The 13,372-nt window shown below is 63.4% G+C and carries 9 protein-coding genes and 1 pseudogene; 2 read left to right on the top strand and 8 right to left on the bottom strand.

Annotated features, from left to right (window positions below; all coding sequences use genetic code 11):
• Positions 1-145 precede the first annotated feature (145 nt).
• The 4 genes and pseudogenes from APH44_RS20405 to APH44_RS20390 form a co-directional block, all read right to left on the bottom strand.
• Positions 146-1,170, bottom strand: a pseudogene (locus APH44_RS20405) (YhcG family protein).
• A gap of 290 nt (positions 1,171-1,460) precedes the next feature.
• Positions 1,461-2,852, bottom strand: coding sequence for a GABA permease (gene gabP / locus APH44_RS20400; protein ID WP_054894286.1), 1,392 nt, complete (start codon positions 2,850-2,852; stop codon positions 1,461-1,463).
• A gap of 418 nt (positions 2,853-3,270) precedes the next feature.
• Positions 3,271-4,203 carry a magnesium transporter CorA family protein gene (locus APH44_RS20395; RefSeq protein WP_054894285.1) on the bottom strand — a complete coding sequence of 311 codons (933 nt, stop codon included), beginning with the start codon at positions 4,201-4,203 and terminating at the stop codon, positions 3,271-3,273.
• A 12-nt stretch (positions 4,204-4,215) separates the two neighbouring features.
• Positions 4,216-5,694 carry a RimK family protein gene (locus tag APH44_RS20390; RefSeq protein ID WP_231100340.1) on the bottom strand — a complete coding sequence of 493 codons (1,479 nt, stop codon included), beginning with the start codon at positions 5,692-5,694 and terminating at the stop codon, positions 4,216-4,218.
• 200 nt (positions 5,695-5,894) lie between these two features.
• Between APH44_RS20390 and APH44_RS20385 the strand changes: the two genes are divergently transcribed.
• Positions 5,895-7,001 (top strand): peptidase C39 family protein, encoded by a 1,107-nt coding sequence (locus APH44_RS20385; RefSeq protein ID WP_054894283.1) that lies wholly within the window; start codon positions 5,895-5,897, stop codon positions 6,999-7,001.
• Between the two features lie 97 nt (positions 7,002-7,098).
• Here the strand turns inward: APH44_RS20385 and gudD are convergent, their stop codons facing one another.
• Entirely contained in the window at positions 7,099-8,448 is a 1,350-nt protein-coding gene (gudD, locus tag APH44_RS20380; RefSeq protein ID WP_054894282.1) for a glucarate dehydratase, read from the bottom strand.
• 20 nt (positions 8,449-8,468) lie between these two features.
• Positions 8,469-9,821 carry an MFS transporter gene (locus APH44_RS20375; RefSeq protein WP_054894281.1) on the bottom strand — a complete coding sequence of 451 codons (1,353 nt, stop codon included), beginning with the start codon at positions 9,819-9,821 and terminating at the stop codon, positions 8,469-8,471.
• Between the two features lie 341 nt (positions 9,822-10,162).
• Here APH44_RS20375 and APH44_RS20370 point away from each other — a divergent pair, with 341 nt between their 5' ends.
• Positions 10,163-10,846, top strand: coding sequence for a FadR/GntR family transcriptional regulator (locus APH44_RS20370; RefSeq protein WP_054894280.1), 684 nt, complete (start codon positions 10,163-10,165; stop codon positions 10,844-10,846).
• 103 nt (positions 10,847-10,949) lie between these two features.
• Here APH44_RS20370 and mmsB read toward each other — a convergent pair whose 3' ends face one another.
• Entirely contained in the window at positions 10,950-11,837 is an 888-nt protein-coding gene (gene mmsB / locus APH44_RS20365) for a 3-hydroxyisobutyrate dehydrogenase (protein ID WP_054894279.1), read from the bottom strand.
• A gap of 10 nt (positions 11,838-11,847) precedes the next feature.
• Complete coding sequence (locus APH44_RS20360) at positions 11,848-13,371, bottom strand: CoA-acylating methylmalonate-semialdehyde dehydrogenase (RefSeq protein ID WP_054894278.1); 1,524 nt, start codon at positions 13,369-13,371, stop codon at positions 11,848-11,850.
• Between the last annotated feature and the right edge of the window lies 1 nt (position 13,372).

Genomic DNA, 13,372 nt, shown 5'->3' with positions numbered 1-13,372 from the left:
CTCCGGCGCACTTGCAGGAGCGGGCTGCCCGAGAAAAAGACATCGCGCTGCCTGGCGCGGGCTACGCCCGTGTTCGCGGGCAAGCCCGTTCCTACAACGGTTGGGCTGGCGTTCAGATAGGGATCGAGCCGGTTTCGGGGGAGGGTCAGCGTGCGTCGAGGGCGTAGAACTCTTGCAGCTTGGCCTGCAACAGCGCCTTGTCCGGCAGGCAGGTCTGGTACTCGGCGACGAGGGCCGGTGACAGGCTGCGGTTGAGCGCGTACTCGACCACCTCGTCATGCTTGCTGGCGCACAGCAGTACGCCGATGGCGGGGTTTTCATGCGCCTTGCGCTCGTTGCGATCCAGCGCCTCGAGATAGAAATCCAGCTTGCCCATGTACTCGGGCTCGAAGCGCCCGACCTTCAGCTCCACCGCGACCAGGCAGTTCAGCCCGCGATGGAACAGCACCAGATCCACGGCAAAGTCACGCCCACCGACCTGCAGTGGATACTCCGAGCCGACGAAGCAGAAGTCGCGACCAAGCTCCACGAGAAAGTCCTTCAAGCGCTGCAGCAAGCCCTTGTGCAGATCGGCTTCGGCATACCCCTGGGGCAGGTCGAGGAAGTCCAGCAGGTAGGCATCACGGAACACCGAGAGGGCTTGCGGGTGGGCCTGGGCAAGAGAGGCTGATGCCTTGAGCGGGTCGGAAACGCTGCGCTCGAACAGGGCGGCCTTCATCTGGCGCTCCAGTTCGCGCTTGGACCATCCCTCCTTGATGGCCATCCGTAGATAGAACTCTCGCTCCTCCACGCGTCGGCTCTGCCCGAGAATGATCATGTTGTGGGTCCACGGCAGTTGTCTCACCAGCGGTGAGACAACCTCGTCGTGACGATAGGCCTCGAAGAACTGGCGCATACGGAACAGGTTCGGTCGCGTGAAACCACGCAAACCCGGCTGGGTACGCGCCAGGTGGCGGCCAGTTGGCTGACCACGGCATCGCCCCATTCGGCATTCTCGATCTTGCGACTGATGTAGGCACCGACCTGCCAATACAGCTCGATGAGCTGCGTATTTACGGCTTGCATGCAGCGTTGTCGTGCCGAGTGGATGAGGCTCACGACCTCATCGAAGCGCTCCTCCCTGGCGGGGGTGGCGTTGGTTGCGTGGTCATGTTGCTGTGGGTCTTTCATCGAAAGGTTCCTGGCATGGTTCGAAGCCAGGAAGCCTATCCAGGGGTGCATCCTAAAGATGTCGGACCGCTCCGAGGTCGCTGTGGTAAACGACAGAGGGGCGCCTGGTAAAGGCGCCCTTCGTCGTAACCCGTTACATACGCCCAGCCTAGGCTCTGCCTGAAATGTATCTGCACTCGCCCATACTGCGTTGAAACGGGGCTCGGAATGCTCATGTACTCCAGTACACTCCGCTTCCTCCCCCCGTTTCGCCTTGTCTGGCCTTCGTGCAGACACATTTCAGACAGACCCTAGCCCATCGAGCGCACCGCTACCTTGCGGTCATGCCCGCGCGTGGTGACGATGCCGAGGAACGAGATGAGGATCGCCAGGCTCAGCGTGGCGCTGACTTCCGCGCGGTGCTCCTCGGTATACATCATCACTGCCAGCGCGCAGCTGATGAACACGATCACTCCCCAGGTCAGCCAGGGGAACAACCACATGCGGAACTTCAGTTCCGTGCTCTCGCGCTCCAGGCGCCGGCGCATGCGCAACTGCGAGATGGCGATCACCAGGTACACCAACAGGGCGATGGCGCCAGAACTGGCGAGCAGGAACTCGAACACGCCCTTGGGGGCGAAGTAGTTGAGGATGGCGATGGCCGCCCCGATCAGCGTGCTGCCGAACACCGCCGCACGCGGCACGCCAACCTTCGAGGTGCGCTTGAGCATGGCCGGGGCGTCGCCGCGCTTGGCCAGCGAGAACATCATGCGCGAGGCGATGTAGATCGACGAGTTCATGCAACTGGTCACGGCGATCAGCACCACCAGGTCGACCATGAACGATGCGTTGGGGATGTTCATGATCTCCAGCGCCCGCTGGTACGAGCCCACCACCGCAAGCTGCGGATCGTTCCACGGCACCACGGAGATGATCACGAAAATCGACAGGATGTAGAAAGTGCTGATCCGCCAGATCACCGAGCGGGTGGCCTTGGCGATGTTGCGCGCCGGGTCGCTGGATTCGGAGGCGGCGATGGTCACCGCTTCCGTACCGATGAAGCTGAACATCACGGTGATGAAGGCGCCGATTACCGCCGACCAGCCGTTGGGCGCGAAGCCGCCGTGCTCGCTCACCAGAGTGCTCAGACCGCTGACTTCACGGTTGGGCAGCCAGCCCATCAGCGCGGCGAAACCCAGGCCGATGAAACCCAGGATCGCCGTGACTTTGAGGATCGCGAACCAGAACTCGAACTCGCCGTACTTGGCCACGCTGAACAAGTTGGTGCAGGCCAGCAGCAATACCGATGCGAGGGCAAAGATCCAACTATCGACCTGCGGGAACCAGGCGTTGAGCACATGGCCTGCGGCCAACGCTTCGATGGGAATGACCAGCACCCAGAACCACCAGTACAACCAGCCGATGGTGTAGCCGGCCCAACGGCCGATGGCCTGGTCGGCGTAGGTGGAAAACGATCCGGTATCGGGATGGGCGACGGCCATTTCGCCGAGCATGCGCATGACCAGCACGACCAGCGTGCCGGCGACGAAATAGGAGAGGATGGTGGCAGGCCCGGCAGCCGCGATGGCGTGTCCGGAGCCGACGAAAAGTCCTGCACCGATGATGCCGGCGATGGACAACATCGTTACATGACGTGGCTTGAAACCTTGTGCAAGGTTGCCATCAGTTCCCACGGTGTTCATTGATCTTGTTCTCTTTTTGCTGACACAAGGAAGGACGGGCAGGCGTAGGCGAAAACTATCTCCTTTCTGGACAATGAGTTGCACGCGGCTCAAGTGATTTTATTGACGTTGTTCACGGGTTGGGCGAGCGGCGGCGTCGAGATCGGCTTCATTCAAACAGCGCGGGTGCAGGGCAAATTGTTCCAGCGCGCCATGAAGGTGTTCGATCACGACACCGGGACTTGCGAAGGCGGGTCAAATCGATGCTATCCACCGCGAAGGTTTTTTCGCGGGCAAGCCCGCTCCCACAGGAATTGGGCTGGACCTTCAGATCTCGAGCAAGACAGTTGCTACTGGTCGCGACGGTGATCCCAGTAGTAGTTCACCACCGCGAAGATCACGATTGCCGACACCACGCACAGCCCTATCTGCAGATTGCTCATGCCATCCTCCGCGCCATGCGCTTGAGCCCCAGTACCATTCCCGCCCCCAGCAGCATCATCGCCAGCACCAGCAACGAATAGGACGCCCACCACGGCACCCCGGCCGTCATCATGCTGAACTCGGACATCCCGCCGATGCTGGCGATCAGGTTCAGCGGCAGGAACACCACGTTGATCAGGGTGAGCTTGCGCAAGGTTTCGTTCATCGCGTTGTTGGCCAGGTTGCCGCGCGCGTCCATCAGCCCGGCGAACACCATCGAGTAGATCTCGGCCTGTTTGTGGCACTGGGTGTTCTCGATGACCAGGTCGTCGATCAGCGCCAGCGCCGCGGCGTCGAAATGCTGCTTCTCACCGTGGCTGCGCAGGCGGGCAAGCACTGCGCCGTTGCTGTGGATGGCGTTGATGTAGTGGATCAGGCTCTCGCTGAGGTTGAACATCTGCATCAGGTGACGGTTTTCCAGCGACTGCTCGAAGCGCTGCTGCAACTCGCGCCCAACCAGCTTGATCACCTTCAGGTGGCCAAGGTAGTGGTGCAGGTTGTCGAGCAGGATGCCCAGCAGCACATCCAGCGGGCGCTCAAGCGCATGGCGATTGCCCAGGCCGTCCAGCGGCGAGCTGTCCGGGGCGATCAGTACCAGGCGACGGTCATCCAGCAACAGGCCGAAGGAGGACACCTGAAAGGCGAAGCTGTCACCACCGGAGTAGTTCTGTGGGCGCTTCCAGATCAGGAACAGGCCGTCGCGATGCGCCTCGATGCGCGACACCTCGTCCGGGTCCAGCGCCGAGGCCAGGGCGTGGGCATCCAGGTGGAACCATGCCTGCAGCAGTTCGCGCTCGGCGCTGTCGGGGTCGACGAACAGCAGCACCTCGCTGTCCAGCCCGTCACCTTCGCGCAGCTGGCCGTGGGCCAGGGTATAGCAGGTGATCATGCTCAATCCTCGTTACCAGGCCTGGCCGCGGCGCTTCTGCTCCAGGCGGCGGATGAACTCTTCGAGTACCAGGGTGTAGAGATCTTCGTGCAGGTAGGCGTCTTCGATGCCGGCATCCAGGTTGGGGTTGTCGTTGACCTCGATGACCACCACGCGCTCGCCCACCTGCTTGAGGTCCACCCCGTACAGCCCGTCACCGATCAGGTTGGCGGCCTTGACCGCCAACTCCACCACCGCCCGTGGCGCTTCGTGCACGGCCAGGGTGCGGCATTCGCCGTTGACCTCGTCGCGCTTGGCCTGGTGGTTGAAGATCTGCCAGTGGCCCTTGGACATGAAGTACTGGCAGGCAAAGATCGGCTTGCGGTTGAGCACGCCGATGCGCCAGTCGTATTCGGTATAGAGGTACTCCTGGGCCAGCAGCAGCACCGAGTGTTCGAACAGCTCGCTGGTCGCCTCGAGCAGCTCGGCCTGGTCCTTGACCTTGATCACCCCTCGGGAAAAACAACCGTCAGGAATCTTCAGCACCAATGGGAAACCGAGGCGCTCGCCGACCCGCTCCAGGTCCTGCGGGTTGTCGCGGTAGAGAATCTCGCTGGCCGGCATGGCCAGGCGGTTGCTGCGCAGCAGGTCGGTCAGGTAGACCTTGTTGGTGCAACGCAGGATCGATGCCGGATCGTCCATCACCACCAGCCCTTCGCTTTCGGCCTTCTTGGCGAAACGGTAGGTGTGATTGTCGACGCTGGTGGTCTCACGGATCAGCAAGGCGTCGTATTCGGCCAGGCGGGCGTAGTCCTTGCGCTCGATCAACTCGACATCGATACCCAAGCGGTGGCCGGCCTTGACGAACTGCTCCAGCGCCTTGGCATTGGACGGTGGCAGGGCCTCGTCGGGGTCATGCAGGATGGCGAGGTCGTAGCGCGCCATCCGCCGTGAGCGTGGCTGGCGCCAGATCCTGCGGCTGAAACCGTCCAGGGCGTTGGCGAACTGGTCCTGCTGGTTTTCCCGCAACTTGTGCAACGCCCCGGCCTTGACCCCGGCGATGTGCCAGGAAGTGGTCTTGCGAAACTCCACCAGCAGGATCGGGCAGGGAAACGCCTCGAACAACTGCCGGGCGATGTCCTGCAGCGGTTCCAGATCGGTTCGACCGAAATACAGGCTCAAGGTGAAACCTTCGGTTTCGCCATAAGGGTGATTGACCAACGCACTTTCCAGGCGCCCTGCCATCTCATCCAGCGCCAACCCATATAACGACTTGCGCGTCAGTTCGCTGATACTTTTTACAGACGGAATGACATGATGACCCCGGGCCTCGGCTAATAAAGAACAATAATAACCGTGACCCAGATACTTATAGTTTCGGCACAAGTTTATAACTTGCACACGTTGACCCGGCGAAGGATCTGGCGATTGTTCGAGGTATTCCTGAGCGGTCATCATATCTTCGCTTGGAAGGTACGAAGCCCAGTCTTCACGGCGCTCCACGATAATCATCAATTGACTTGACTTGCGGGTGCCCGTCGGCGGATAACTCGCAGCGTGCACGCCGGATAACGCACTTTCCTCGGAGCCGGTCGATAAAGTTTCTTGAAACGAAGACATTGCCTGAAGCCCTGTGTTTGGGACACACGCTTCTATTAAGCACGATGTTTTTCGAATGTCTCGTTTCATTACGCAACTTTTACGGCGGCCCCATGCAAATCGAATTTCGCCTGGCAACACTTGAAGACCTGCCGGCCTTGCTGGCCCTCGAGAACCAGTGCTTCGTCTCGGACCGGCTCAATGCCCGCAGCCTGCGCTGGATGATTGCCCACGCCAACGCCAGCTTGCTGGTGGCACAGCGCGATGGGCAATTGATGGGCTACGCGCTGCTGCTGTTCCATCGCAACACCTCGCTGGCGCGGCTGTACTCCATCGCCATCGCCCCAGCGGCGCGCGGTGAAGGGCTTGGTGCGCGACTGCTGGAACGTACCGAGCGCTGCGCACTGGAGCACGATCGCGCCTACCTGCGCCTGGAGGTGCGCGTCGACAACCCGCGCGCCATCGCACTGTACGAACGCCACGGCTACCGACGCTTCGCCCAGGTCGAGGACTACTATGAGGACCACGTCAGCGCCCTGCGTTACGAGAAGCGCATCCTACAACGCCCGGCCAGTGAGGCACGCAAGGTGCCCTATTACGCGCAGACCACCGACTTCACCTGTGGCCCGGCGTGCCTGTTGATGGCCATGGCCGCGCTGCGCCCGCAGTTGCAACCGACACGCCAGGAAGAGGTGCGGCTGTGGCGTGAGGCAACCACCGTGTTCATGACCTCAGGCCACGGCGGTTGCAGCCCTCACGGCCTGGCCCTGGCCGCCTGGCGCCGTGGTTTTCGCGTGCGTCTGCAACTGAGCAGCGACGGCCCGCTGTTTCTCGATGGCGTGCGCCAGGCCAACAAGAAAGAGGTGATGCGCCTGGTGCACGAGGATTTCTGCACACAATTGCAGGACACCGACGTGCAGCTCGGCCACGGCCCGCTCGACCTGCCACCACTGCTGGCCAAGGGCGGCCTGGCACTGGTACTGATCAGCAACTACCGCCTGACCGGCAGCAAGGCGCCGCACTGGGTGCTGGTGACTGGCTGCAATGCCGACTTCGTCTATTTGCACGATCCGGATACCGACCACGGCCGCCACCGGTTGGCGCTGGACTGCCAGCACCTGCCGGTGAGCCATGGCGAGTTCCAGCGCATGAGCCTGTTCGGTGGGCGCAAGGTGCGGGCGGCGGTGGTGCTGTTCGAGCGGGGGATAACGTCTACGTAAAGGGCGCTGTGGCGCGGTGATTGGCAGCGGTTTGCTGGCCCCAATCACTGCGCGATCCTTTTCACGGGCAAGCCTGCACACAGGCGGGTCAATCGCCTCAACGCACCAGGCAAGGCCGTTTGTTGTCGAAGGTCCACCCCGGCACCAGGAACTGCATCGCCACGCTGTCATCCCGGGCGCCCAGGCCCATGTTTCGGTAGCGCTCATGGGCCTTCATCAGTTGGTCTTCATCCAATTCGACGCCCAACCCCGGCCGCGTCGGCACCCGTACATGGCCGTCGACGATACGCAGCGGCTCGCGGGTCAGACGCTGGCCGTCCTGCCAGATCCAGTGGGTGTCGATGGCGGTGATCTCGCCCGGCGCAGCAGCCGCCGCCTGGGTGAACATGGCCAGGGAAATATCGAAGTGGTTGTTGGAGTGCGAACCCCAGGTCAGGCCCCAGTCATGGCACATCTGCGCCACCCGCACCGAGCCCTGCAAGGTCCAGAAATGCGGGTCGGCCAACGGGATGTCCACCGACTGCAACTGGATCGCGTGACCCATCTGCCGCCAGTCGGTGGCGATCATGTTGGTGGCGGTGGGCAGGCCGGTGGCGCGGCGGAACTCAGCCATCACCTCGCGGCCGGAATAACCATTCTCCGCGCCGCAGGGATCCTCGGCGTAGGCCAGCACATCGTGCTTGTCGCGGCACAGGGCAATGGCCTCCTTCAACGACCAGGCACCGTTGGGGTCGAGGGTGATGCGCGCTTCGGGGAAACGCTCGGCCAGCGCAGTGACAGCCTCCATCTCCTCCTCGCCACGCAGCACACCCCCCTTGAGCTTGAAGTCGTTGAAGCCGTAGCGGGCCTTGGCGGCCTCGGCCAGGCGCACCACCGCCTCTGGCGTCAGGGCTTGCTCGTGGCGCAAACGTAGCCAGTCGTCATCGGCCTCGGCTTCGTTGCGGTAGGCCAGATCGGTGCGGGTACGGTCGCCGATGTAGAACAGGTAGCCGAGCATCTTCACCGACTCGCGCTGCTGGCCTTCACCCAGCAGCGCTGCCATCGGCACGTTCAGGTGCTGGCCGAGCAGGTCGAGCAGGGCCGACTCGATGGCGGTCACTGCATGCACGGTGATACGCAGGTCGAAGGTCTGCAGCCCGCGCCCGCCAGCATCGCGGTTGGCGAAGGTCTGGCGCATGGCATTGAGCACGCGCTGGTAATGGCCGATCGGCTGGCCGACCACCAGGCTGCGGCTGTCTTCGAGGGTCTGGCGGATGTTCTCGCCGCCAGGCACTTCGCCCAGGCCCGTGTTGCCGGCGCTGTCGCGCAGTACCACGATGTTGCGGGTGAAAAACGGGCCGTGCGCGCCGCTCAGGTTGAGCAGCATGCTGTCGTGGCCGGCCACCGGGATCACGCGCAGGTCGGTGACGACCGGGGTCGAGGAGTGAGGCGTCGTCTGCATGGTCATTGTCCTTGTCTGGCAGGCGTTCAATGGGATTGGCCCAGGGCCGATGAGGCCTTGAGGTCAGGGACAGGGGCACCCTTGACACGGGTGCGGACGAAGAACACGGCGATGGCGGCCAGCACCGAGGTCACCGCCAGGCCATACAGCCCGCCCTGGATCGAGCCGGTCTGCTGCTCGAGCAAGCCGAAGGTGGTGGGCGCAACGAAGCCGCCGAGGTTGCCCACCGAGTTGATCAGTGCGATCACCGCCGCAGCGATGCGCGCATCCAGGTACCCCTGCGGAATCGGCCAGAACAGCGACGAGGCGGCCTTGAAGCCGATGGCGGCGAAGCACACCGAAACGAAGGCGAACACCGGCCCGCCCGTGGTCGACATGAACATGCCGATGGCGGCCACCACCAGCGCGGCGGCGACCCAGGCCTGCTGGAATCTCCAGCGTGCGGCCCCGGCGGCGAACGCGTACATCGCCAGGATCGAGATCAGCCAGGGGATCGAGTTGAAGAAGCCGACCTGCAGGTCGCTCAGCTCGCCCATGCGCTTGATGATGCTCGGCAGCCAGAAGGTCGCGGCGTAGATGGTCAACTGGATGCAGAAGTAGATCAGGCAGAACAGCAGGATCTGGCGGTCCTTGAGCAGGCGCCAGGCCGAGGTCTTGATCACCCCGCCCGCCTCTCGCTCGCGCTGCTCGCGGTCGATGGCTTCGACCAGCGCATGCTGCTCGGCCTGGCTCAGCCACTTGGCATCCTGCGGGCGGGAGTCGAGCCAGAAGAACACGAAGAAGCACAGGATCACCGAGGCCATGCCCTCGATGAACAGCATCCATTGCCAGCCGTGCAGGCCCATGCCCTGGATCTGCATCAGCGCGCCGGCCAACGGACCTGAGATCAGCGAGGCCAGGGCCGAGCCGCTGAGAAAGATGGCAATCGCCTTGCCACGTTCAGCGGCGGGCAGCCAGCGGGTGAAGTAGTAGATCACTCCGGGGAAGAAGCCGGCTTCGGCGACCCCGAGCAGAAAACGCAGCACGTAGAACTGGGTTTCGTTCTGCACGAAGGCCATGGCGGTGGCGACCAGGCCCCAGGTGAACATGATGCGGGTCAGCCACAGACGCGCACCGACCCGTTGCAGCAGCATGTTCGACGGCACCTCGAACAACGCATAGCCGATGAAGAACAGACCGGCACCGAAACCATAGGCGGCGGCGCTGATGCCCAGGTCGCTTTCAAGGTGCGGGCGGACGAAGCCGATATTGACGCGGTCCAGGTAGTTGACCACGAACATGATGACGAACAGCGGCAGGACATGGCGCTTGACCTTGGCCACGGCGCTGGCCAGCGCATCGCCGCCGGGCAAGGCAGACGCAGGGGGGGTGTCGTTCACGGGATATCTCCCAGTCATTGTTTTTATTGAGGGTGCTGGTGGTAGACGAGGCAGTTGTCTGACATCCAGGTGGAAATGAGCATATTCCCGACGGAGTTGTACGACAAGTTGAAAATTGAGCGAAAAAAGCAAAATACAAGCGTTTAACTGGGTAAAAATCGGCTAAATGCTTTTATCAGGTCGATTATCCAAGGCAATGGGAGGGTGAATATCAGGATGAAAAAAATCTTTGTGGATAACTTGTCATACAAGTAATGTGAGGGCGTTCAGCCGAGTCCTTTCGCTGAACACGTCGCAGCGGCGAGCCGCCGCTTCCACAGGTATTACTTCGAGCCCACGCCATGCCCCGCACCCACAGCCGCGCCCACGACCTGGTCTCGAGCCTCACCCAGCAATTGCTGCTGGGCACTTTCAAGCCGGGCGACAAGCTGCCCTCGGAGAACACCTTGGTGCGCGAGTATGGCGTCAGCCGCACCGTGGTCCGCGAGGCGCTGTCGAAGCTGCAGGCTGCGGGCCTGGTGCAGGCACGTCACGGGATCGGTACGTTCGTCATCGAACGCCAGGCCCGTTCCGGCCTGCGCGTAGGCCCCGAGAACGCGGCCAGCGTGCGCGACCTGCTGGAGCTGCGCATCGGCCTGGAGGGCCAGGCCGCCGCGCTGGCGGCCCTGCGCCGCAACGACCGACAACTGGCGCAGATGCGCCAGGCCCTGGACGACTACCAGGACCTGGCCGCCGCCGGTGACAGCTGCATCGAAGCCGACCGGCGCTTCCACCTGCTGATTGCCGAGGCCACCGGCAACCTGTATTTCAGCGAGATGATGGCGCAACTGGGTGATGGCCTGATCCCGCGCAAGCGCATGGCCCAGGCCGAGCGTGCCGGGGCCAACCTGGCGGGGCATGCTTATCTGGCCAACCTGGAACACGAGGCGATTCTCAACGCCATCCGCCGACAGGACCCGGAAGCGGCCAGGGCGGCGATCTGCCTGCACTTGTCCAACAGCCGCGATCGCCTGCTACCCGACTGAGCCGCGTGCAGCGGGCAAAAAAAATCGCGGAACCGGCGCCCTCCCCCTGGTGCGCAGTTACAGGGGAAAAGCCATCCAGCCCGCGATCAAGCCCACTCGCGTATCAATCCTTCTTGCGATACCCCTCGACGATCGCCGAGAAATCCTTGCCGCCCTCGCCTCGCAAGCTCATGGCCTGGTACAGCTGCTGCGCCACAGCGCCGAGGATCACCGGCTGGTGCGCCTGGCGCGCGGCCTCGGTCGCCAGGCCCAGGTCCTTGAGCATCAGTTCCGCACCGAAACCACCGGTGTAACCGCGCGATGCCGGGGCAGTCTCGATCACGCCCGGCCAGGGGTTGTAGGTATCCGAACTCCAGCAACGGCCCGTCGAGCTGTTGATGATGCCGGCCAGCACCTGGGTGTCGATCCCCAGCGCGTTGCCCAGGGCCATCGCCTCGGACACGCCGATCATCGAGATGCCCAGCAGCAGGTTGTTGCAGATCTTGGCGATCTGGCCAGTGCCGACCTCACCGCAGTGCACGATGTTGCGCCCCATCTGTTCGAGCACCGGCTTGAGCGTGGCGAACAGTTCGGGGCTGGCGCCGACCATGAAGGTCAGGGTGCCGGCCGCCGCGCCGCCGGTGCCACCGGACACTGGCGCATCACCCAGGTCGATGCCCTTGGCCGCCGCGGCCTTGGACACGTCGCGGGCGGTCTGCGGGTCGATGGTGCTGCAGTCCACCGCCGGCGTGCCGGGGCGAATGCCGGCAAGCACGCCGTCCTCGTTCAGGTACACGCCGCGCACATGGGCCGCAGCCGGCAGCATGGTGATCACCAGCTCGCTGTTGGCGGCGGCATCCTTGGGCGAGGTGCTGATCTGCCCGCCCAGTTCGGCAAGCTCGGCCAGCACGGTCTTGTTCAGGTCGAACAGGTTGAGCTGATGCCCGGCCTTGATCAGGTTGCGGGCCATGGGCGCACCCATGTTGCCCAGACCGATGAATGCAATGCGCATGGCAGTCTCCTTAGCGCAGGCTGATGGTGGTGTTCACACCGTCATTGACGCTGTCGTCGTCGAACCAGCGGGCGGTGACGGTCTTGGTCTGAGTGTAGAACTGCACCACCTGCTTGCCGTACGGGCCGAGGTCGCCGAGCTTGGAGCCGCGCGAACCGGTGAAGCTGAAGAACGGCACCGGCACCGGAATCGGGATGTTGATGCCGACCTGACCGATGTCGATCTCGCTCTGGAACTTGCGCGCTGCCGCGCCGCTCTGGGTGAACAGGCCGGTGCCATTGCCGAACGGGTTGGCGTTGACCAGGGCGATGGCCTCGTCGAGGGTATCGACCTCGAGGGTGACCAGCACCGGCCCGAAGATTTCCTGGGTGTAGATCTGCATGTCGGTCTTCACCCCGGAGAACAGGGTCGGGCCGACGAAATTGCCCTGCTCGTACCCCGGCACCTTCACGTCGCGGCCGTCCAGCTCGAGCTTGGCGCCTTCCTTGATGCCGCTTTCGATCAGCCCCAGCACACGCTCCTTGGCGCGCTTGGAAACCACCGGCCCGACATCGGTGCCCGGCTCGCTACCGGCATTGACCTTGAGCTTGCTTGCCGCCGCCTTGATATCCGGCAGCCATTCACGCGCCTTGCCCACCAGCACCGCCACCGACGTGGCCATGCAACGCTGGCCTGCCGCACCGAAGGCCGCGCCGACCAACGCATTGATGGTCTGGGTGCGGTTGGCGTCAGGCAGCACCACGGCGTGGTTCTTGGCGCCCATCATCGACTGCACGCGCTTGCCGTGCTGGCTGCCCAGGTTGTAGACATGGGTGCCCACCTCGGTGGAGCCGACGAAGGAGATCGCCTTGATGTCCGGGTGGGTGCAGATCGCATCGACCACCTGCTTGCCGCCGTGCACCACGTTGAGCACACCGGCCGGCACGCCGGCTTCGAGCGCCAGCTCGACCAGCATCATGGTCGACAGCGGGTCCTGCTCGGAGGGCTTGAGGACGAAGGTGTTGCCACAGACGATGGCCATCGGGAACATCCACAGCGGGATCATCGCCGGGAAGTTGAACGGGGTGATGCCGGCGCACACGCCGATGGGCTGGCGCAGGGTGTAGGTGTCGACGCCACCGGCGACGTTCTCGGCGAACTCGCCCATCTGCAGGGTGCCGATGGACGCCGCATGCTCGACCACTTCCAGGCCACGGAAGATATCGCCTTCTGCGTCGGCCAGGGTCTTGCCTTGCTCGGCGCTCAGGGTCGCGGCGATGCGCTTGCTGTGCTCGCGGATCAACGCCTGCAACTTGAGCATGATGCGCATGCGCGCACCGATCGGGGTGTCACGCCAGGTCTTGAAGGCTCGTTCGCCAGCAGCGACTGCCGCGGCGACTTCCTCGGGGGTGGCGAAGGGAACGCGCGCCAGTACCTGCTGGGTGGCCGGGTTGACGATGTCGCGCCATTCGGTGGTCTTGGACTCGACCCATTGGCCGTCGATCAGCAGCTTGACCTGCTCGACCTGGGTGTGGGGCGTGTGGGGTGCGTTCATC

It is taken from the genome of Pseudomonas sp. NBRC 111143, assembly GCF_001320965.1.
GTDB lineage: Bacteria > Pseudomonadota > Gammaproteobacteria > Pseudomonadales > Pseudomonadaceae > Aquipseudomonas > Aquipseudomonas machongensis.
Note: the sequence above shows the minus strand (reverse complement) of the source record. Positions and strands in the feature narration are given on the sequence as shown.

Excerpts from the sequence above, each read along its gene's own strand:
- gabP (WP_054894286.1), bottom strand. The coding sequence starts at position 2,852 with ATGAACACCGTGGGAACTGATGGCAACCTTGCACAAGGTTTCAAGCCA.
- APH44_RS20360 (WP_054894278.1), bottom strand. The coding sequence starts at position 13,371 with ATGAACGCACCCCACACGCCCCACACCCAGGTCGAGCAGGTCAAGCTG.
- APH44_RS20370 (WP_054894280.1), top strand. The coding sequence starts at position 10,163 with ATGCCCCGCACCCACAGCCGCGCCCACGACCTGGTCTCGAGCCTCACC.
- APH44_RS20385 (WP_054894283.1), top strand. The coding sequence starts at position 5,895 with ATGCAAATCGAATTTCGCCTGGCAACACTTGAAGACCTGCCGGCCTTG.
- gudD (WP_054894282.1), bottom strand. The coding sequence starts at position 8,448 with ATGACCATGCAGACGACGCCTCACTCCTCGACCCCGGTCGTCACCGAC.
- APH44_RS20390 (WP_231100340.1), bottom strand. The coding sequence starts at position 5,694 with ATGATTATCGTGGAGCGCCGTGAAGACTGGGCTTCGTACCTTCCAAGC.
- APH44_RS20395 (WP_054894285.1), bottom strand. The coding sequence starts at position 4,203 with ATGATCACCTGCTATACCCTGGCCCACGGCCAGCTGCGCGAAGGTGAC.
- mmsB (WP_054894279.1), bottom strand. The coding sequence starts at position 11,837 with ATGCGCATTGCATTCATCGGTCTGGGCAACATGGGTGCGCCCATGGCC.